Genomic DNA, 20,772 nt, shown 5'->3' with positions numbered 1-20,772 from the left:
CGGTGTCCGCCGTAGAGGAGGCCGAGCAGGGAGCCACCTGGACCTCCATGGTGGGCCGTGCCTACGACCACGCCCGCCCCGCCGCCCGGTTCGGCGACCTGACCTGGAGCGGGCGGGAACTCCTCGACCGGGCCGGCGGCGCGGCCGACTGGCTGGACACGCTCGACCTCGAACCCGGAGCTCCGGTACCCGCGTTGATCGCGACCTCCGCCGACGCCCTGGCCCTGGTCATCGGCGGCGCCGGATCCGGCCACCCGCTCGCGCCGCTCGGCGTCCGCATGACCGCGCACGAGATCGCGGAGGTCGTGCGGGCGACCGGCTCCCAAGTCCTGCTGGCCCAGCCCGAGTTCACCGAACTCGGCAGACAGGTGGCCGCCCTCTCGGGCAGCCGCCTTTGCCTGATACCTGAACTGCCCCGCATTCCAGGGGAATTGACGGCCCAGCCGGAAGACCTTGCCGCCGTCCTGCACACCTCCGGCACCACGGGCCTGCCGAAACCCGTCCCCATGACCCAGCGCCGTCTCGCCGCCCGAGCCCGTGTCAACGGCCTCCTCTGCGCACTCGACCCCGACAGCTTCTACGGCGGCAGCGCCCCCTTCCACCACATCGCTGGCCTCGGCAACATCGCCGTGGCCCTCGCCGCCGGCGTCCTGATCACCGGCCTGCCCCGCTTCACCGTCGAGGGCTGGACCCTGCTGCGCGACCTCGGCACCACCCACACCAGCATGGTCCCGGCGATGCTGGAGACCCTGCTGGCGGCCGGTGAGGCACGGCACCCGACCCTGCGCACCCTCCAGTACGGGGGCGCGCCCGTCCGCCCCGGCACCCTGCGGCGGACGTACGAGGCGATGCCCGGTGTCCGCATGCTCAACATGTTCGGCCAGACCGAGGGCTCGCCGATCAGCGTGCTCACCCCCGAGGACCACCGGGAAGCGGTCGCGGGACGCACCGAGCTGCTGCGCTCGGTCGGCCGGCCCGCCCCCGGCGTCGAGGTCCGGGTCCACGCGGCCGGACCGGACGGCGTCGGGGAGATCCACGCCCGCGCCGATCACCTCTTCCGGGTCGACTCCGAAGGCTGGCTGCACAGCGGCGACCTGGGCCGGATCGAGGACGACGGCTACCTCTACCTCCTCGGCCGGAGCACCGACATGATCATCCGCGGCGGCGAGAACGTCCACCCGCTGGAGGTCGAGACCGTCCTGGCCGCGCATCCCGGCGTGGCGGACGTGGCGGTGACGGGCGTGCCGGACGAGCGGCTCGGCCAGACCGTCGTCGCCTTCGTCGTACCGGCCGACCCCGCCGCCCCGCCGGAACCGGCGGCCCTCAGGAGCCACACCCGCGCCCGGCTGTCCGGGTTCAAGGTCCCCGTCCGCTGGTCGTTCGTGGCCGACCTGCCGCGCAACGCCAACGGCAAGGTCGTCCGCCGCCGCCTGCGGGAGCCGCAAGAAGGAGAAGCACATGCCTGACCTCGTCGACCCGCAGCGGCTCGACGTCCTCCTGAACCGGATCCGCGGGGAGGTCGAACACGGCCCCCTGCCCTCCGCCCAGGTCGCCGTCGCCCGCGACGGCCGTCTCCTGGCCTTCGAGACCTACGGCGCCGCCGAGCCCGGCACCCGCTACATCCTGCAGTCGGTCGGACGGTCGATCGTGGCGGGTGTCGTGTGGAAGCTCATCGGCGACGGTCTCCTGGCCATGGACGAGCAAATCGCGGGGATCATCCCGGAGTTCGCCCCGAACGGGAAGGAGACGGTCACCGTCGAGCAGGTGCTCACGCACACCGCCGGCTTCCCCTTCGCCCCGCTCGGCCACCCCAAGATGCTCGACCGCGAGCAGCGGCTCGCCGCCTTCGGGCGCTGGCGGCTCGACTACCCGCCGGGCACCCGCTTCCAGTACCACCTCACCTCGGCCGCCTGGTTGATCGCCGAGATCGTCGAGCGCCGCACGGGCCTGACGTTCGCCGGCTACCTGCACGAGAACGTCGTACGGCCGCTGGGACTCACCTCGATCGAGCTAGGCGTGCCCGTGGACCGGCAACCGGGCAGTGTCGCCCCGATGCTCGCCACCGACCGCACCGGCGACGAGCAGGAACCGGACCCGTGGGGCCCCTGGTACCTGTCCGATCCGAACGTGCTGGCGGCCGGGGAGCCCAGTCACGCGCTGGTGGCCACCGCCGCCGACGTCGCGCTGTACTTCCAGGCGCTGGAACACTCGGGGCTGTGGAAGCCTGGCGCGGTGGCGGAAGGCACCCGGATCCGGTTCACCGACCATCCCTACGGCGAGCAGAGCTACGGTGGTGGAGGCAGTCGGCGCACCAGCATGGGGCTGTTCGTGACCGTGGCCGGACCAGAGGCGGGGAGCAACCTGCCGTCGACCGGCTCGCCCAGGCTGTTCGGCAGCGCGGGGGCGGCGTACCAACTCGGCTTCATGGACCCGGAGTCCGGCCTGTCCTTCGCCTGTCTGAGCAACGGATACCCGCTCGCCGGCTACGACCGGACCCCGCGCGGCACCGCCCTGCTCACCGACATGGCGAACCTGGCGGCGGGCCTGGTCGACTGACCGGGCCCGCCGCCAGGCGGGGTCCTCGACGCTCAGCGGCTGATCAGCTGCTGGGCGTTGTCGTACATGATGTCGTCCTGCGCGGACTCGTCGAGCTCCGCGATCAGCTTGCGGAAGTCGGCCGGTTCGGCCAGGCCCTCCGCGTGCGGGAAGTCGGAGCCCATGACGATGGACTCGTGGTAGCCGAGCCGTTTGATGACACCCACGATGTCGTCCTCGGGGTACGGCACCACGCGCACGTGCCTGCGGAAGATCTGGCTGGGCCGCTCGTCCAACTGCCCGCCGATCCAGGGACCGTTGCGGCCCATGCCCCGGCTCTTGTCCATGTGGCGCACGAAGTGCGGCACCCACTCGGAACCGAACTCGGAGACCAGGACGTTGATGTTCGGGAAGCGCCCGAAGAGGTTGTCGAAGATCAGCGCGGACAGCGTCTCCTCGATCGGGCGCTGGCCGTAGGTGTTCTGCCACTGCCAGGCCGACATCCGGAAGTGGATCGGGTGCGGGTCGAAGCCCCAGGCGGGCGCCACCTGCGAGTTGTAGTAGAACTCGCTGATGTGGTAGCAGACGCTCGCCTTGGCCTCGTCGACCAGCTTCCAGAACGGGTCGAAGTACGGGTCGCCCGGCGAGCGGCCGTACACCGGCCCCGTGGGCAGCAGGATGAAGCGGGCGCCCTGCTCCAGGACGTACTCCAGCTCCTTCACCGCGTGGTCGAGGTCGCGCAGCGACAGCAGGGCGGGGGCATAGATGCGGCCCTGGTGGTTGAAGCCCCAGACCTCGTTCATGTACCGGTTGAACGAGTGGTAGTTGGCGTAGAGCGGCTCGACGCCCTTGACGTACTCCTCGGCGACCAGCGCCCAGCCGCCCGGATACATGATCGTCTGGTCCAGGCCCTGCTCGTCCATGACCCGCAGCCGCGACTCACGGTTCTGGTACGACTCGTGCATCGGCTCGAACTGGTACGTCTCCTCGGGATTGCCCGAGGCCATCGCCTTGAGCATCTCCTTCAGCGAACCGGGACGGTAGACCTGCCCGAACTCGGGCTCCAGGCATACGACGATCCGGTCGCCGGCGAGGATCACCTCGCGTCCGTCCGGAAGCGTCACCGGTGCGACCGCCGCACCGAGGAACTCCTTCGGGAGGTAGCGGGTGAAGGAGTCCCGCTCCTCGTACATGTGCTGGTCGCAGTCGAAGATGGGCTTGCGCTGTTCGGCCATGGCCGTCGCCTCCGGACCCCAGAGCTATTCAGTACGCCTTCTATAATTATCTAACTGTTTCCTGGAGGCAAGGGGTCAGGTGAAGAGAGGCTCACCGGCGGCTCGGGCGGGTCAGTCGATGAGTTCGAGCACCGTCTTCGGCCCGGCGGCGTTCACGACGTCGTCGGCGCTGGAGATGTGCCGCTGCCAGAGCTTCTCGGCCTCGTCGGCCTTCCCGGACTCGATGAGACCGACCAGCCGGACGTGCGCCCGGTGGCCCTTCAGGGCCTGAGCCTTCTGGGTCTCGGTGTCGGTGGCGGCCGCGGTGTACGAGGCGTTGGCCCGGTCGATGATGTTGCGCAGCATGCCGCACAGCAGGATGAGGGTCTGGTTGCCGGTGAGCTCGACGAGGAGGGCGTGGAAGGCGTCCTGGGCGTCGACCAGGGCGAGCGGGTCGTCCAGGACGGCTTTCTCGGCCGCGACCGCGTCCCGCAGCCGCTTGATGTCCGCCGCGGTGTGCTTCGTGGCGAGCTGGCGGGCGCAGGGCGGCTCGATGAGGGCCGCGGCGCGGTAGATGTCGCCGAGGGTCGCGCCGCGGTACTCGAGGATCAGGCCGGCGAACCGGGCGGCGACATCCGAGTCGGGCGCGCTGACCCGGGCGCCCCCGTGGGCGCCGCGGCGTACCGTGATCAGGGACTCCGACTCCAGGACGCGGAACGCCTCGCGCAGGGTCGGTCGCGAGATGCCGAACTGCTCCATCAGGCCCGACTCCGGAGGCAACGCGTCGCCCGGCTTCAGCTCGCCCCGGACGATCTGCCGGCGCAGGTGCGCGGCGACGAGTTCGGCGGTCTTCGGGACCCGCACCTGGCGTCCGACGCGGCTGCGGGAGGGGGCGGGCACGGTCGCCGGTTCGCTTGCGCGGGCTGCCTCGGCCACGATGGGCTCCTCATATAGCAAAATGAATCGTCTTAGTGTATCGAGGGTACCAGGTCAAGGGATGCTCGATCTTGCTTTGGGGCACTCGGTCTGGCGCCCGGGGTGCGGCCTGGTATATAGATGATTCATCTAGCTATAAAGATGGCTCTGGGTCTTGCCGTGGAGCCAACGGGCCCGTGGGAGTGACCTCGATGACCGAGAATTCGACCCCGGTGATCCTCACCGAGCTCACCGACGACGGGGTCATGGTCCTCACCCTCAACCGTCCGGACCGGCACAACGCCTGGACGCTGGAGATGGAGCTGCTCTACAACGAGCTGTTCGACCGGGCGGAGGCGGATCCACGGGTGCGAGCCGTGGTCCTCACCGGCGCCGGGCGCAGCTTCTGCCCCGGCATGGACATGAGTGTGCTGGACGGGGCGTCGTCGGGCGCCCGGCCGTGGCCCACCGACCGGCTGCCGCCGCGCACCCGCCCGATGACCTTCCCGAAACCGGTCGTGGCCGCCGTCAACGGCGCCTGCGCGGGCATCGGGTTCAATCAGGCGCTGATGTGCGACGTCCGGTTCGCCGTGCCGCACGCCAAGTTCGCCGCCGCCTTCAGCGCGCGCGGCCTGGTGGCCGAGGACGGGGTGTCCTGGATCCTGCCCCGCCTGGTCGGCTACGGCAACGCGGCCGACCTGCTGCTGTCCTCGCGCCGGGTCACCGGGGCGGAGGCCCACGCGATGGGCCTGGTCAACCGCCTGGCCGAGCCGGACGAACTCCTCCCCGCGGCGCTCACCTACGCGACCGAACTCGCCCGCTCGGCGAGCCCGTACGCGATGTCCCTCATCAAGCGGCAGCTCGCCGACGACCAGGCGAAGACCTTCACCGAGAGCCGCGACAGCGCGGCCGCGCTCCTGGCCGTCGCCAAGCGTGCCCCGGACTACCGAGAAGGGGTGCGCAGCTTCATCGAGCGCCGCACGCCCGAGTTCGCGGCGCTGGGCGAGGAGCAGCCGTCGTGACCCGGAGCGAACTGCCGCTGCACCGCCGGACGATCACCGTCTCCGCCTACCGGGAGGGCGACGGCGAGATCTCGGTCGAGGCCCGGCTCCTCGACGAGCGGCCCTGGGCGGAGCCGTCCGCCTCCGTCATCCACAGCATGGCGCTCACGGCGCGGTTGCGCCTTGCCGACATGGTCATCGTGGCCGCCGGGGCCGACATGCGCACCTTCCCGCACGCCGAGTGCCCGCTGATCACGCCCGCCTTCGACGGCCTGGTCGGGCTCAGCGTCGCCGCCGGCTACAACCGCGCCATCCAGGAGCGGTTCCGCGGGGTCACCGGATGCTCCCATCTGTACGAGCTGGCACGCGTCCTCGGCCCCGCGGTCGTCCAGGCCGGCATCTCGGCCAACGCGGGACTCAGGATGGCGGGCCGGCCCTCCCACGACCCGCGCGCCACGGCCGGAGTCCTGAACAGCTGCCACATCTGGGCACCGGACGGAGTGGGCCTGCGCAAGCTCGACGCGGGCTGGCGCCCGGGGACCGGACCGCGTCCCGTCCCCGAACTCGGCACCTTCGAGGGGGCTTAGGGCCTGTCCGGCGGATCCTGCCGCAGACGCGGGGCCTGGCACGCCCTCCCCCACTGCCTTAAGGGCGTGGGGGCGCCCCCAGCCGCGTTGTCGTCAGTCGCCGACTCCCCCACGCTCGAACCGGCTTCGCTCGGCTCGCGCGGGAGGGACCCCCATCGCGTCGACTCCCTCCTCCGCCTTGCAGATGGACGCACCAGGCCCCGCTCACCTGCGTCGACAAGGCACCGTGAATTCCCTGCGGCCTGATCCGCCGGACAGGCCCTAGTAGTGCTTCGTTAGGTTCTGGCTCTGCTTCGGGGTGTGGTGAGGGGGCGGCCGCAGGTGGTGCAGGTGCCGGTCCAGCACCTCAGCAGGTCCTGAAGGGCACCAAGGACCTGGTAGAGGGTCAGGCCGGCGCTTGGGCTTTTGGGTCGAGCCGCCTGAGGGTGAGGAAGGCCTGGGCGGCGGTGACGAGGGTGACGTGGTGGTGCCAGCCGCGCCAGGTGCGGCCTTCGAAGTGGTCCAGGCCCAGGCCGTGTTTGAGTTCGCGGTAGTCGTGCTCGATCCGCCAGCGCATCTTGGCCCACCGCACCAGGTCGGCGATCGGAGTGGTGGCGGGCAGGTTGGTCATCCAGTAGCCGGTCGGCTCGTCGGCTTCTTCGGGCCGTTCGACCAGCAGGGTCCGCAGCGGCAGCACACCGTCCCACCGGCTGCGTCCCCCGGCCTGTTCCTGGGCGGTGCGGCAGGCCTCCTTGCCCGAGGGCCGCACCGGAAGCACCGCGAAGTGCGAGGTCATCGCCCCCTTGCTGCCCTGCCTCCAGGTGACCTCCTCGAACACGGCGGTTTCATCAACGAGGCCGGGCAACGGGCAGGGCTTCTCGCGGTAGCGGGGCAGGGTCGGTGGTCCCAGCCCGCCATAAGCCGGCTGATACGGCTCGGCGTCGGCAGGCCGCGCGATCTCCTTCGGGTCGACGGCCATGACGTAGGTCCAGGCGCGTTCCTCCAGTGCGAGCCGGAAGGAGACGCTGCGGCCATAGCCGGCATCGGCCACGATCACCGGCACCGCCAATCCCTGCCCGGCCAGCCGGTCCAACAGGCCCAGAGCCAGGTGCGTCTTGGAGACATGCCCGACCTCCACGGGTATCCCAGCGCGCTGCCGCCGACCATCGTCGTGCGCCCACTCCTGGGGCAGGAACAGCTCCCACTCCAACGGGCACGATGCTGTGTCGGTGGCCGCGTGGACGCTGACCGCGACCTGGCAGTTCGCCCGCTTGCCCAGCGCTCCGCAGTACTGCCGGGCCACCCCGACCGACGCCGTGCCGCACTTGGGAAACGACACATCGTCGACCACCCACACCTCAGGGCGGATCGCCTCGCACAACCGCTGGGCGATCCGCCGCCGCACCGGCAGCGGGTCCCACGGCGACTGGTTCACGAACTGCTGCAGGGCCTGCATGTTGCCGTCCGGCAGCCGCTCGGCCATCGGCTGGATCGACTTCCGCCGGCCGTCCAGCATCAGACCCCGCAGATAACAATCGCCCCACCGCCGCTGATCCCGCCGCGGCAACGACCCCAAGACATCGGCAACGAACTCTGCTAACTCACCGCGGAGCCGTTCCACTTCCCCCAGCTTCACACCACGAAGATGCCCACCACCAGGCGAGATCACTCGACGTAACGAAGCACTACTAGGCCCCCGTCACTCTCGGCTCACGCGGTAGCCCCAGCACCTTCTCCGCGAGGATGTTCCGCTGCACCTGGGACGTGCCCGCGTAGATCGTCCCCGAGCGGGCGATCAGGTACGTCGTCGACCAGGACGCGGAGGAGTTGGCGGCGCCGGGGTCGTCGGCACGGTAGGTGCGCAGGGGTGGCCGGCCGACCGGCATCTGCGCGTGCATGCCCATGATGTCCATCGCCAGATCGGTGACCTCGGTGTGGTACTCGCTCCAGTACAGCTTGGCGATCGACGACTCGGGGCCCGGCTCGGCACCCTTGAGCCACCCGGTGAGGATCCGGTAGCCGAGACAGCGCATGATCTCGACCTTGGACCAGCACCAGGCGATCCGCTGCCGGATGACGGGGTCCTGGTCCTTGCCGTACAGCCGGGCCAGTTCCACGAGCCGCTCCACCTCCGCCCGGAACAGGATCGGGTTGGTCGCCGCCTCCTCCCCGCGCTCCACGCCCAGCAGGCTCTGGGCGACGGCCCAGCCGTTGTCGACGCCGCCGACGACGAGATCGGCGCGGGTGCGGGCGCCGTTGAAGAACACCTCGTTGAAGTGCAGCTGCCCGCTCATCATGCGGAACGGCCGTACCTCGACGCCGGGTTGGTCCAGCGGCACGAGGAGGAAGGAGATGCCGCGGTGCTTCGGGGCGTCCCGGTTCGTACGGGCCAGGACGAAGATCCAGTCGCTGTGATGGGCGCCCGAGGTCCACACCTTCTGTCCGTCGATCACCCACTCGTCACCTTCCAGGGCGGCTCGCGTGGTCAGCGAGGCGAGGTCCGAACCCGCGTCCGGCTCCGAGTACCCCTGGCACCAGGTGTCCTCGCCGCTGAGGATGCGGGGCAGGAAGTGGCCCTTCTGCTCGTCCGTGCCCCAGCGCAGCAGCGTGTTCGCCAGCATTTTCACGCCGAAGGTGTCCTGCGGCAGCCCGAACGGCACGCCCGCCAGGGCGAGTTCCTCCATCAGGACGACCTGGTGGAGCTTGGACAGCCCACGGCCGCCGTACCGCTCCGGCCAGGTGAGCGAGAGGTAGCCGCGCTCGACGAGCCGACGGCGCCAGTCCCGGGCGAAGGCCCAGGCCGAGTCCTCGTCGAGGGCGCCGATGCCCTTCCAGCCAGGCGGCAGAGTCTCGGCGAGGAACGCCTTCACCTCGGTGCGGAACGACTCGGTCTCCGGGGGATAGCTGATGTCCACCTGCGTTCTCTCCTCGTCCGCCCCGCTCGCACAGTCGGCGCTGTGTTGATTGTTTCAGCTTAATAGGTTATCTATTTAAGAGGAATAGCGTCGAGCCAGGGCGGGCTGACATGGGACTGCTGGACGGCCGGAACGCGGTGATCACCGGCGGCGCACAGGGCATCGGCTATGAGATCGCCGGCGTCCTCGGCGGCGCGGGCGCACGCGTCGTCCTCGGTGACATCGACGAGGACGCCGTGGCCGAGGCCGCCGAACGCCTCGCCAAGAACGGCGTGGCCGCCACCTCACTTCGCTGCGACGTCACCGACGAGGACGAGGTCGCCGCCCTGGTGGCCCACTGCACCGACACCTTCGGCCCGGTCGGCGTCATGGTCAACAACGCCGGGATCACCCGGGACGCAACCCTGCGCAAGATGGCCGTCGCCGACTTCCGGGCCGTGCTCGACGTCCACCTCACGGGCGCCTGGAACGGCACCCGGCACGCCGCCGAGGCGATGCGGGCGCACGGCGAGGGCGGCAGCATCGTCAACATCTCCTCCATCGCCGGCAAGGTCGGCAACTTCGGCCAGACCAACTACAGCGCCGCCAAGGCCGGACTCGTCGGTCTCACCAAGGCGTCCGCCAAGGAACTCGCGAAGGCCGGCATCCGCGTCAACGCCGTACAGCCCGGCCTGATCCGCACCGCCATGACCGAGGCGATGCCCCCGGCCGCCTGGGACGCCAAGCTCGCCGAGATCCCCCTCGGCCGCGCGGGCGAGCCGGCCGAGGTCGCCCAGGTCGTCCTCTTCCTCGCCTCCGACATGGCGAGCTACCTCACCGGAGCCGTGGTCGAGGTGACCGGTGGCCGGTACATGTGAGCGCCGCTCCACTGATGAAAGGCAGGACCGATGCGTGACGCGGTGATCTGCGAACCCGTCCGTACCCCCGTGGGCGGCTACGGAGGCGTCTTCCGCGAGGTGCCGGCGACCGAACTCGCCGCCACGGTCGTACGCGCCGTGCTGGAGCGCACCGGAGTGCCGCCCGCCGCCGTGGACGACGTGCTCCTCGGCCAGTGCTACCCCAACGGCGAGGCCCCGGCGATCGGCCGCGTGGCCGCCCTGGACGCCGGACTGCCCGTCGAGGTCCCGGGCCTGCAGATCGACCGCCGCTGCGGATCCGGGCTCCAAGCGATCATCACCGCCGCCATGCAGGTGCAGACCGGCGCGAGCGACCTCGTCCTCGCCGGGGGCGTGGAGTCCATGAGCCAGGCCGAGTTCTACACCACGGACGCCCGCTGGGGCGTACGCGGCGCGGGCACCATGCTGCACGACCGGCTGGCCCGCGGCCGGGTCACCTCAGGCGGCGTCAACCACCCGGTGCCGGGCGGCATGCTGGAGACGGCCGAGAACCTGCGCCGCGAGTACGGCATCCCGCGCGAGGAGCAGGACCAACTCGCCCTGCGATCCCACGAGAAGGCCGTCGCCGCCCAGCAAGAGGGCCGCTTCACCGACGAGATCGTCCCCGTCACGGTGCGGACCCGCAAGGGGGAGACCGTCATCGAAACGGACGAACACCCGCGCCCTGACTCCTCGTTGGAGAAACTGGCGGGGCTCCGGCCCGTACTCGGCCGCCAGGACCCCGAGGCGACAGTCACCGCCGGGAACGCCAGCGGCCAGAACGACGGCGCGGCGATCTGCATCGTCACGCACCCCGAACGCGCCGCCGAACTCGGTCTGCGCCCCCTCGCCCGCCTGGTCTCCTGGGCCGTCGTCGGCGTACCGCCGGAGACCATGGGCATCGGCCCCGTACCCGCCACCGCCAAGGCCCTGGAGCGGGCGGGCCTCAAGCTCGCCGACATCGACCTGATCGAACTCAACGAGGCCTTCGCCGCGCAGGTGCTGGCCTGCACCCGCGAATGGGGCCTGACCGAGGCCGACTTCGAGCGGTTCAACGTCAACGGCTCCGGCATCTCGCTCGGCCACCCCGTCGGCGCGACCGGCGGCCGTATCCTCGCCACCCTGCTGCGCGAACTCGACCGCCGCCAGGCCCGCTACGGCCTGGAGACCATGTGCCTCGGCGGCGGCCAGGGCCTCGCCGCGATCTTCGAACACACCGCCCAGGGAGGACGCTGACATGGCCGGACTCATCGCCTACGGCGCCTACGTGCCGTACCACCGCCTCGCCCGCGCCGATGTGGCCGCCACGCTCGGCACCCCGGCGGGACGCGGCACCCGCGCGGTCGCGGGCTACGACGAGGACACCACCTCCATGGCTGTCGAGGCGGCCCGCCTCGCCCTGGCCCGGGACTGCCTGCGCCCCCGTATCGGCCAGCTCTTCCTCGCCACCGCCGCACCCGCCTACCTGGACAAGACCAACGCGACCGCCGTCCACGCCGCGCTCCGGCTCGACGAGCACGTGCTCGCCGCCGACATGGCCGGATCCGTGCGCTCCGGCCTCGGCGCGCTGGTCAGCGCCGCCCGCTCGCCGGTGCCGACCCTGACGGTCCTCGCGGACCTGCGCACCGGTCTGCCCGGCGGCGCCGACGAGGCCGCGGGCGGCGACGGAGCGGCGGCCTTCGTCTTCGGCGGACACCGCAACGGTGCCCCGGTCATCGCGGAACTCCTCGCCCACGACACCGTCAGCGACGAGATCCTCGACCGCTGGCGCCTGCCCGGCGCCCCCGCCTCCCGCGTCTGGGAGGAGCGTTTCGCCGAGGAGATCTACGTGTCACTCGCGGACAAGGCGCTCGCCGCCGCCCTGGACCAGGCGGGTGTGAAGCGCGAGGCGATCGACCACCTCGTCGTCTCCGGCCTGCACACGCGCGCGTGCACGGCGGTACGGCGCGCGGCCGGCGCCAGGCCCGAAGCCGTGACCCCCGACCTCAGCGGGACGATCGGCAACGCCGGCACCGCCCAGCCCGGACTCCTCCTCGCCGACGTCCTCGACCGCGCGGCACCCGGCGAGATCATCGCCCTCGTCGTGCTCGGCGACGGCGCCGGAGTCCTGCTCCTGCGCACCACCGACGCGCTCCCGGCCCACCGCAGCGCCCGCCCGGTCGCCGCCCAGATCGCCGCGGGCGGCGCCCCGATGCCGTACGCCACCTACCTCTCCTGGCGAGGCCTGCTCGACCGCGAGCCGCCCCGCCGCCCGGACCCCGAACCGCCCTACGCCCCGCCCGCACACCGCCGCACGAGCTGGAAGTACGGCTTCGTCGCGTCCCGTTGCGAGAAGTGCGGGACCCGGCACCTGCCACCGGACCGGGTGTGCACCTCCTGCCGGAGCGTCGACGCGATGACCGACGAGCCGATGGAGCACGTGCGCGCGACGGTGGCCACCTTCACCGTGGACCGGCTGGCGCACACCCCCAGCCCGCCGATGCTCGTCGTGGTCGTCGACTACGACGGCGGCGGCCGCTTCCGCTGCCAGCTGACCGACGCGACCGAGGCCGACGCCGTCATCGGCGCCCGGGTGGAGATGACGTTCCGGCGCACCGTCACGGCCGCCGGCGTCCACAACTACTTCTGGAAGGCCCGGCCGCTGCGCACGGGCGAGACCGAGGAGACACGCGGATGAGCTCGCACGGAATCCGGGACCGGGTCGCGATCGTCGGCATGGGCTGCACGCCCTTCGGCGAGCACTGGAACCGCTCGGCCGACGACCTGCTGGTGGACGCCGTCGGCGAGGCCGTGACCTCAGCAGGCGTCACCCTCGACGACATCGACGCGTTCTGGTTCGGCACCCAGGCCTCCGGAGTGTCCGGGCTGACCCTGAGCCGGGCGCTCCACCTGCCCAACAAGCCGGTCACCCGCGTCGAGAACATGTGCGCCACCGGCTCCGAGGCCCTGCGCAACGCCTGCTACGCGGTCGCCTCCGGGGCGTACGACGTGGCGATGGCGGTCGGCGTGGAGAAGCTCAAGGACTCGGGCATGTCCGGGCTGTCCGGCACCGCGATTCCGGGCGCCGGCGACGACAGCCGCGGCGAGATCACCGCCCCGGCCAACTTCTCTCTCCTCGCCCCCGCCTACGCCGCCAAGTACGGCCTCTCCGACGAGGAGATAAAGGACGTCATCACCCGCATCGCCTGGAAGAACCACGTCAACGGAGCCCGCAACCCCCGCGCCCAGTTCCGCAAGGAGGTTCCGCAGGAGCGGATCCGGTCGGCGCCGATCGTCGCGGGCATGCTCGGCGTCTTCGACTGCTCCGGTGTCTCCGACGGCTCGGCCGCCGCGATCGTCGTACGCGCCGAGGACGCCCACAAGTACACCGACAGGCCGATCTTCGTGAAGGCGCTGTCCTTCGTCGCAGGCCCGGCGGACGGGCTGATCGACCCCGAGTACGACTTCACCACCTTCCCGGAGGTCGTCGCCTCCGCCCAGGAGGCCTACCGGCAGGCGGGCATCACCGACCCGCGCACCGAACTCGCCCTCGCCGAGGTCCACGACTGCTTCACGCCCACCGAGTTGGTCCTGATGGAGGACCTGGGCTTCGCCGAGCGCGGCCAGGCATGGAAGGACGTCGCCGGCGGAGCCTTCGACCTGGACGGCGCGCTGCCGGTCAACCCGGACGGCGGCCTCAAGGCCTTCGGCCACCCCATCGGCGCCTCGGGCCTGCGCATGATGTTCGAGGCCTGGCTCCAACTGCGGGGCGAGGCACCGCCCGAGCGGACGGTGAAGTCCGTGGCCGAGGGGCGCTCGCTCGCCCTGACCCACAATCTCGGCGGCGGACCGGGCGAGTGCGTCTCCTTCGTCTCCGTCGTCGGCAGTCAACTCACCGAGTAGAAAAGGCGGTTCGGCCATGGGACGACTCGAGGAGAAGGTCGCGATCGTCACCGGGGCCGCCTCCGGCATCGGCGCGGCCACCGCACGCCGCCTCGCGGCGGAGGGCGCGCACACGGTCGTCGCCGACCTCGACCCCGACGGAGCCAAGGCGGTCACGGAGGAGATCCGCGCCGCCGGAGGCTCCGCCACGGCGGTCGGGTTCGACCTGGGTGACGTCGACAGCGTACGGGCCCTGGTGGCCGCGGCGGTAGAGACGTACGGCGGACTCGACATCCTGCACAACAACGCGGCCGCCACCCATCTGGCGGCCCGTCAGGACCTCGCCGTCGTGGACGCCGATCCGGCGGTCTGGGACGACACGATGCGGATCAACCTGCGCGGGACCATGGTCGCCGTCCAGGCGGCCGTCCCGCACATGATCGCCCGCGGCGGCGGCTCGATCATCAACACCTCCTCCGGCTCCGGCCTCGCGGGCGACCTGCGCAATCCCGCGTACGGCGCCTCCAAGGCCGCGCTCCTCAACCTCACGCAGTACGTCGCGACCCAGTACGGCAAACAGGGCATCCGCTGCAACGCCGTCGCGCCGGGATTCATCGTCACGCCGGCGAGCGCCGGCTCGGCGCACGGGGCGATCCGGGAGGCGATGCTGCGCCACCACCTCACCCCGCGCCTCGGCCGGCCGGAGGACGTCGCGTCGGCGGTCGTCTTCCTGGCCTCCGACGAGTCCTCCTTCATCACCGGCCACACCCTGCGGGTCGACGGCGGCCTGCTGGCCCACCAGCCGTACGTCGCCGACCTGCGGGACGCGTGAGGCGCTCTCAGGCCAGCGCCTCCGGCTCGAGGTCGCCCAGGTAGGCCGCCCGCACCGCCGGATCGCGCCGCACCTCCTCCGGCGTACCCGCGCAGATCCGGTGCCCGAAGTCCAGCACGACGACCTGGTCGCAGACGCTCATCACCATGTCGACGTCGTGCTCGACCAGCAGCACCCCCATGCCCCACTCCTCGGCGAGCCGCCGCACCAGGTGGGCCAACTCCCGTGTCTCGTCGTCCGAGAGCCCCGCGGCCGGTTCGTCGAGGAGCAGCACGGACGGCGAGGCCGCCACCGCGCGGGCGATGGCCAGCAGCCGCCGCTCCCCGTACGACAGGTCGCCCACGGGCCGGTCCAGACTGTCCTGGAGTCCGAACTCCCGCACGGCGACGAGCACATGGGAGGGGAGCGGACGGTTGCCGGGCCGGATCAGATCCATGACGTACGCCCACCTGCCGGGCCGGTCGCAGGCCGCGTACAGGTTGTCCAGGACCGTCATGTCCTCGAACAGTTCCAGCGACTGGAAGGACCGGCTCAGCCCGGCCGCGGCCCTCCGGTGCACCGGCATCCCGGTCACCTCCCGCTCCCCGAGGCGCACCCGGCCGGCCGCGGCCCGGGTGAATCCGGTGACGGCGTCGATGGCGGAGGTCTTGCCGGCGCCGTTGGGACCGATGAGACCGACGACCTGGCCGGGCTCGACGTCCAGCGAGAGCCCGTCGACGGCGACGACACCGCCGTAGCGCACGGTCAAGTCCCGTACCTGGAGGGGGAGTGGCGCGGCTCGGGGCACGGCTGCCTCTTCCGGCAAAGCCGTCGCGGCCGTGACCTCGGCACGCTTCGGCGACAGCCTGCGCCGGACGCTCTCCGCCTGCCGGCCGACGCCCTTCCCGATGCCGTCCTGGTTGCCCACCAGCGTCAGCACCAGGATGATCCCGCCGATCAGCGGCATCCACTCGCTCAGCCCGGGCAGCACCAGGTCCCCGAACCGTGCGCCCACCGTGCCCGCGGCGAAGGTCGCGCCGAACAGCGGGCCGACGAGGAAACCGACACCGCCGATGACCGCGAGCCCGAGCGCCGTGATGGAGTCGAAGGACGCGAAGTCGCTCAGCACCACCGAGGTGGAGCGGAAACCGGTGAGCACTCCGGCGAGCGCGGCTATGGCGGCGGACAGGCCGAAGGCGTAGAGCTTGGCGGCGCGGACGTCGATGCCGAGGGCGGCGGCGGCCCGTTCGTTCGCCCGTACGGCGACGAGCCGGCGGCCGGTGCGGCTGCGGCGCACGTTGGCGACCACGAGCGCGGCGATCACGAACAGCACGAGCACCACCGCGGCGTACCGCTGCGGGTGATCGACTCCGGAGACGCTGATCCCGAAGAGCGTCTGATGGCCCACCGCGATGCCGTCGCTGCCGGGGGTCGTCGACAGGTCGGTGTTCTGGAAGACCATCGCCTCCAGGGTGGTGCCGAGGCCGAGGGTGATGATCGCGAGGTTGACACCACGGGTGCGGACCGCCGGGAGGGCGAACAGCAGGCCGATCGGTACCGTGCCCAACACGCCTGCCAGCAGGGCGAGTTCGAAGGGCCATCCCCAGTCGGCCGCCGTGTGCCCGGCGATGAAGGCGCCGGTTCCGGCGAGGGCGTAGGCGGCGAGGGACACCTGGCCGGCGTAGCCGGTGACCACGACGATCGACAGCAGGATCAGCGACAGCACCAGGGTGTTGGTGATCGCGTCCGCCCACAGCGGTGTCGCGAGGCTCACCAGCAGCAGTCCGACCACGACGGCGACAGCCACCGCGACGGGGCGCACCCTTCCCGTGCCCAGCGCGGGCAGGCGGTCCAGGAACGTGCCGCGCAGCGGCAGCGCTCGGCCGCGCGCGACCAGCACCAGGGCGATGAAGAGGAAGGGCACCGACGCGGCGAGACCGGTGACGTCGGAGCCGAAGCGGGTCAGTTCGGACTGCACGATGCCGATGACCAGACCGCCCGCCAGGGTGACGGGGAAGGAGGAGAACCTGCCGACCAGGGCGGCGGCCAGCGCGCTGAGCAGGAGAGTCGTCAGCCCGGACACCGAAAGTCCGATGACCGGCACGATCAGGATGCCCGTCAGTCCCGCGAGCGCGGAGCCCAGCGCCCAGTTGCCGGTCGCGATCAGGTCGGGGGACCAGCCGAGCGAGGCGGCGGCACGCTCGTTCTCCGCGACCGCCGTGGTGCCCAGCCCGAACAGGGTCCGCCTGTAGAGGAGATGGAGCACCGCGGTGACGGCGACCGCGATGCCGAGCAGCCAGACACGGTCCTCGGAGACCGTCGCCCCCGCGATCGTCAGCAGGTCGGTGGGCAGCTTGCCCGGCACCAGCTGCAGGCTGTCGCCGTAGCGTTTGACGGCGATGGCGGTGAGCACGATGAACACCGCCAGTGTGCCGACCAGCCGAGCAAGTGTGGACGCCCGGCGCAGCGGGCGCAGCACCAGCAGATGCGTGAGCACGCCCAGCAGGGCGGAGGCGAGCACCCCGCACACGGTGGCGGGCCAGTACGGGACATCGTGCCGGGCGGCGAGCTCCCACTGCACATAGGCGCCGGCCATCCCGATCGCGCCGTGGGCGAGGTTGAGCACGCCCGAGCCCCGGTAGACCAGCACGATGCCGTGCGCGGTGAGGGCGTACAGGGCGCCGAGCCCCAGGCCCAGCAGTGCGAAGCGCAGGATGTCGTCCATCGGGATCCTCCCGGAGGCGAGAGCGAGACAGCGCATTTATTTAAATAATTGTGCCGAGAGTACTTCACTAACCCAAAAACGCACCCCATCCTGTTCGGCATCTCGATGACGAGCCCCGCGGAGGGATCATGAACGACTCACGCCGACGCAGAAGTGCCGCAGCGAGTTGTCTCGCGGTGACCGGAGCCCTGCTGGCCGCCGGATGCGGGGGAGAGGCGTCCAGCAGCACGACGGAGAGCTCCGCCCTGAAAGGCACTCCGGTCAAGGTGATGGTCTGGAACCCCGAGGACACCCAGGGCAGCGCCCAGCCCGGCGTCCGGGCGACCGCCCAGGCCTACGAGAAGTGGATCAACGCCAACGGCGGGATCAAGGGCGCCCCGCTGAAGGTGCTCACCTGCAACGAGAAGAACGACCCCGCCGAGGCGGAGAAGTGCGCGCAGCAGGCGGTCGCCGAGAAGGTGGTCGCGGTGGTGGGCTCGTACAGCCTCGCCGGTGACCGCTACATGCCCATCCTGCAGAAGGCCGGCATCCCGTACATCGGCGGCACCGGCGTCTCCGCCGCGGAGTTCTCCAACCCGCTGTCCTTCCCGGTCAACGGCGGCACTCCGACGGTGTTCGCGGCACACGGGCGGCAATTGGTGGAGGAGGGCTGCGAGAAGATCTCCGGGGTGCGGTACGACGTGGCCGCCGCCGCCATCGTCGCCCAGTTCCTCACCCTCGGCGCGACGTCCGCAGGCGGGGCCGCGCCCAAGGACCTCAAGGTGCCGGTCACGGCCACCGACCTGGCCCCTCAGGTCGCCGCCGCGACCAAGGACAGCGACTGCGTGAGCGTCATCCTGGGCACGCACTCCGACCTGTTCGTGAAGTCCTACGTCCAGTCCGGCGCGAAGACCGAACTCGGCAGCGTCGTCGGCAACCTCACCCCGGAACTGGCCGAGACCACGGGTGGCAGCGGCAGCCCGCTGGAGGGCGCCGCGATCACCGGCTACTACCCGCCGGTCTCCGACCAGGCATGGAAGGCCTTCGTCGAGGCCGCCGACGGCACGGACATCGACACCAGCAACGGCGCGAACGAGACGACGTGGGTGGCCTTCACGGTCTTCACCGAAGCGGCCAAGACGCTGCCGACGATCTCGTCCAAGGCGCTCGTCCAGGAGCTGAACACCACCTCGGGCATCGACACCGGCGGTCTGACTCCGCCCCTGACCTGGAAGGGTTCGGCGGCCCTGCCCATGAAGGGGCTGAACCGCATCCACAACACGACCGCCACCGAACTCACCATCCGGGACGGGAAGATCGAGTGGGCGAAGGAGGGATCGACCTTCGTCGACGTCCGCAAGGTGCTGACGTCGGCCGGCTGACCGGAGGACACCGAAGGAGGTCCAAGTAGATCTAAGGAGAACGTCCGTGCGTGACACCGGATCACCCCTGATCGAAGCCCGTGCCCTCGCCGCCGGATACGGCACCCGACCCGTCGTCCGCGACCTCGACCTGGAGGTCCGGCCCGGCGAGGTCGTCGCCCTGCTCGGCCCCAACGGCGCGGGCAAGACCACGACCCTCAGGGCGCTCTCCGGCGACCTCCCCCCGATGGGCGGCGAGGTGTGCTGGCTGGGCGGGAGCGGGCGCGCACCGCTGCACCGGCGTGCCCGCCAGGGCCTGGCCTACGTCGGTGAACGTGCCGTCTTCACCCGGCTCGACACCGCCGACAACCTGCGGGTCGGCCGCGTGACGACCCATCAGGCCCTGGAGCTCTTCCCCGAACTGGAGAAACGTCTGAAGACCGGCGCGGGCATGCTGTCCGGCGGCGAGCAGCAGATGCTGTCCCTGGCCCGCGCGCTGGGCCGCCGACCCCGACTGCTCCTCGCGGACGAGCTGTCGCTCGGTCTCGCCCCGCTCGTGGTCGACCGCCTCCTGCGCGCCGTACGCGAGGCGGCCGACGGCGGCCTGGGCGCGCTGCTGGTCGAACAGCACGTGCGCAAGGTGCTGGACATCGCGGACCGCGTGTACGTCCTGCACCGCGGCCGCGTCACCCTGACCGGCACCCCGAAGGAGCTGCGCGGCAGCCTGGACGCGATCGAGTCGTCCTACCTCGCCGAGAAGACAACGGCCACTACCGATTGAGGTGGGTGCTGCGCCCAGCACACGCGAACAGATCCGATCCCTCGTCCGGTCCACCGACCCCTTCGACCAACCGGCGCAAGACATCAGGGAGTTGCAACTCGAAGCAGCCCGCGAGACCTGCGTTGCCCATCGCGAGCGCATCCCGCTGCTGCGCACCCGGGCGGCGGAGACCGGCGTGCACGAGATCACCGGTCTCGGCGACCTCGTGCCGCTGCTGTTCTCCCACACCAGCTACAAGTCGTACCCCGTCTCCCTCATCACCGCCGGCCGCTGGGACCGGCTCCTGCGCTGGTACACGACCGTGTCCGTGGTGGAACCGGACGACGTCGACATCGACGGCGTACGCGACATCGACGAGTGAACCGACCGCGTCACGGCCGCCGGCCACCGCCCGTACATCACCAGCGGCACGTCCGGGAAGGTCTCCTTCCTCAACTGCGACGCGAGCGACCTGGGTTTCCTGCGCGACATCCTGGAGCACCTCACCTGCCGGCCCGACCCGCTCCCGCCGAAGCCCACGCGCGGCGGCTACCTGCTCGCACCCGCGAGTGGCCCGATGCGCTCCGTCGACGGCTTCCGGTGGCACGCCGAGGTCTTCGCGCGGCCCGGGGAGACCCGGTTGCTGACCGACGTACCGGGTGTGGGGCGGGTACGACGGCCGGGGCCTGGTCGTCCGCTCGCCGGAACCGGTGGACTTTCACCCCGACGGAAAGATCGTCAACGTCGTCCCGGTCGACGACCTCACCGAAGCCGTCGCCCACGCCGGGGTCGCCACACAGACGGCCGGCGTCTACCCCGACGCCCGCAAGGCGGACCTGCGCGACGCCCTCGCCTGCGCCGGAGTACAGCGCGTGGTCTCGCTCGGCAGGGCGGGCGGCATGCCACCGGGCCTCTCCCACGACGGCTTCTACCCGCTGCAACGGCTGATGCGCTGGGTCAACGACGAGTGATGCCGTAGCGAACCTCCTCGGCCGTTCGCCGTGTGTTGTCCGGGGAGGTTGGTGACGCGGCTGGCTGGGGTGTGGCCGCTGATGCCGGTGTGGGGTCGGTGGTAGTTGTACCAGTGCAGCCAGTTGGGAAACGCTGCCTGGCGTTCGGCGTCTGAGGTGTAGGGCCGGTGGTAGGCCCATTCGTCGAGCAGGGTGCGGTGGGGACGGGTACGTGTCGGGACACCGTAGAAAGATGCAGGTCAGGCGCACAAGTGGTGGGACTGCATAGTTCGGGGGCGGGGTG

17 protein-coding genes and 2 pseudogenes are annotated in these 20,772 nt (G+C 71.1%); 13 read left to right on the top strand and 6 right to left on the bottom strand.

Annotation, left to right across the window (positions count from 1 at the left end):
• Positions 1-2 precede the first annotated feature (2 nt).
• Positions 3-1,466 (top strand): class I adenylate-forming enzyme family protein, encoded by a 1,464-nt coding sequence (locus I2W78_RS36095; protein WP_196464958.1) that lies wholly within the window; start codon positions 3-5, stop codon positions 1,464-1,466.
• Positions 1,459-2,556, top strand: coding sequence for a serine hydrolase domain-containing protein (locus I2W78_RS36090; protein ID WP_196464957.1), 1,098 nt, complete (start codon positions 1,459-1,461; stop codon positions 2,554-2,556). Before I2W78_RS36095 ends, I2W78_RS36090 begins: the two co-directional genes overlap by 8 nt.
• A gap of 32 nt (positions 2,557-2,588) precedes the next feature.
• Here the strand turns inward: I2W78_RS36090 and I2W78_RS36085 are convergent, their stop codons facing one another.
• Positions 2,589-3,770 carry an amidohydrolase family protein gene (locus I2W78_RS36085; RefSeq protein WP_196464956.1) on the bottom strand — a complete coding sequence of 394 codons (1,182 nt, stop codon included), beginning with the start codon at positions 3,768-3,770 and terminating at the stop codon, positions 2,589-2,591.
• Positions 3,771-3,881: 111 nt separating this feature from the next.
• Complete coding sequence (locus I2W78_RS36080) at positions 3,882-4,685, bottom strand: FadR/GntR family transcriptional regulator (RefSeq protein WP_196464955.1); 804 nt, start codon at positions 4,683-4,685, stop codon at positions 3,882-3,884.
• 191 nt (positions 4,686-4,876) lie between these two features.
• Here I2W78_RS36080 and I2W78_RS36075 point away from each other — a divergent pair, with 191 nt between their 5' ends.
• A complete protein-coding gene (locus I2W78_RS36075) occupies positions 4,877-5,686 on the top strand; it encodes an enoyl-CoA hydratase-related protein (RefSeq protein WP_196464954.1) in 810 nt (269 codons plus the stop codon).
• Positions 5,683-6,252 (top strand): DUF2889 domain-containing protein, encoded by a 570-nt coding sequence (locus I2W78_RS36070; RefSeq protein ID WP_196464953.1) that lies wholly within the window; start codon positions 5,683-5,685, stop codon positions 6,250-6,252. The genes I2W78_RS36075 and I2W78_RS36070 overlap by 4 nt, the downstream gene beginning before the upstream one ends.
• Positions 6,253-6,637: 385 nt before the next feature.
• Here I2W78_RS36070 and I2W78_RS36065 read toward each other — a convergent pair whose 3' ends face one another.
• Together I2W78_RS36065 and I2W78_RS41510 are read right to left on the bottom strand one after the other, a co-directional pair.
• On the bottom strand, positions 6,638-7,867 hold the full coding sequence (locus I2W78_RS36065) for an IS701 family transposase (protein ID WP_196461643.1): 1,230 nt from the start codon (positions 7,865-7,867) through the stop codon (positions 6,638-6,640).
• Positions 7,868-7,919: 52 nt separating this feature from the next.
• Positions 7,920-9,146, bottom strand: coding sequence for an acyl-CoA dehydrogenase family protein (locus tag I2W78_RS41510; RefSeq protein WP_196464952.1), 1,227 nt, complete (start codon positions 9,144-9,146; stop codon positions 7,920-7,922).
• Between the two features lie 110 nt (positions 9,147-9,256).
• Between I2W78_RS41510 and fabG the strand changes: the two genes are divergently transcribed.
• The 5 genes from fabG to I2W78_RS36035 are packed head-to-tail and all read left to right on the top strand — an operon-like array spanning position 9,257 to position 14,714.
• Positions 9,257-10,003 carry a 3-oxoacyl-ACP reductase FabG gene (fabG, locus tag I2W78_RS36055; protein WP_196464951.1) on the top strand — a complete coding sequence of 249 codons (747 nt, stop codon included), beginning with the start codon at positions 9,257-9,259 and terminating at the stop codon, positions 10,001-10,003.
• Positions 10,004-10,033: 30 nt separating this feature from the next.
• Entirely contained in the window at positions 10,034-11,257 is a 1,224-nt protein-coding gene (locus tag I2W78_RS36050; RefSeq protein ID WP_196464950.1) for an acetyl-CoA C-acetyltransferase, read from the top strand.
• A 1-nt stretch (position 11,258) separates the two neighbouring features.
• Complete coding sequence (locus I2W78_RS36045; RefSeq protein ID WP_196464949.1) at positions 11,259-12,698, top strand: OB-fold domain-containing protein; 1,440 nt, start codon at positions 11,259-11,261, stop codon at positions 12,696-12,698.
• Positions 12,695-13,903, top strand: coding sequence for an acetyl-CoA acetyltransferase (locus I2W78_RS36040; RefSeq protein ID WP_196464948.1), 1,209 nt, complete (start codon positions 12,695-12,697; stop codon positions 13,901-13,903). The genes I2W78_RS36045 and I2W78_RS36040 overlap by 4 nt, the downstream gene beginning before the upstream one ends.
• Before the next feature lie 16 nt (positions 13,904-13,919).
• Complete coding sequence (locus tag I2W78_RS36035; protein WP_196464947.1) at positions 13,920-14,714, top strand: SDR family NAD(P)-dependent oxidoreductase; 795 nt, start codon at positions 13,920-13,922, stop codon at positions 14,712-14,714.
• Between the two features lie 7 nt (positions 14,715-14,721).
• Here I2W78_RS36035 and I2W78_RS36030 read toward each other — a convergent pair whose 3' ends face one another.
• A complete protein-coding gene (locus I2W78_RS36030; RefSeq protein ID WP_196464946.1) occupies positions 14,722-17,418 on the bottom strand; it encodes an ABC transporter permease subunit in 2,697 nt (898 codons plus the stop codon).
• Positions 17,419-17,546: 128 nt separating this feature from the next.
• Between I2W78_RS36030 and I2W78_RS36025 the strand changes: the two genes are divergently transcribed.
• From I2W78_RS36025 to I2W78_RS36010, 4 genes and pseudogenes are all read left to right on the top strand, one after another.
• Positions 17,547-18,779: an ABC transporter substrate-binding protein gene (locus tag I2W78_RS36025; RefSeq protein WP_196464945.1), complete on the top strand. Its 1,233-nt coding sequence runs from the start codon at positions 17,547-17,549 to the stop codon at positions 18,777-18,779.
• A 130-nt stretch (positions 18,780-18,909) separates the two neighbouring features.
• A pseudogene (locus I2W78_RS36020) lies at positions 18,910-19,539 on the top strand (ABC transporter ATP-binding protein); the annotation flags it as partial.
• A gap of 91 nt (positions 19,540-19,630) precedes the next feature.
• On the top strand, positions 19,631-19,900 hold the full coding sequence (locus I2W78_RS40890) for a hypothetical protein (protein WP_230886985.1): 270 nt from the start codon (positions 19,631-19,633) through the stop codon (positions 19,898-19,900).
• Positions 19,901-20,177: 277 nt separating this feature from the next.
• Positions 20,178-20,489 carry an acyl-CoA reductase gene (locus tag I2W78_RS36010; RefSeq protein ID WP_307784017.1) on the top strand — a complete coding sequence of 104 codons (312 nt, stop codon included), beginning with the start codon at positions 20,178-20,180 and terminating at the stop codon, positions 20,487-20,489.
• 32 nt (positions 20,490-20,521) lie between these two features.
• On the opposite strand, the pseudogene I2W78_RS36005 reads toward I2W78_RS36010, so the two are convergent.
• Positions 20,522-20,695: pseudogene (locus I2W78_RS36005) on the bottom strand (integrase core domain-containing protein); the annotation flags it as partial.
• Between the last annotated feature and the right edge of the window lie 77 nt (positions 20,696-20,772).

This window comes from Streptomyces spinoverrucosus, assembly GCF_015712165.1.
Taxonomy (GTDB): Bacteria; Actinomycetota; Actinomycetes; order Streptomycetales; family Streptomycetaceae; genus Streptomyces; species Streptomyces spinoverrucosus_A.
The sequence above is the reverse complement of the archived record's forward strand: the minus strand, read 5'-3'. Positions and strand labels throughout refer to the sequence as shown.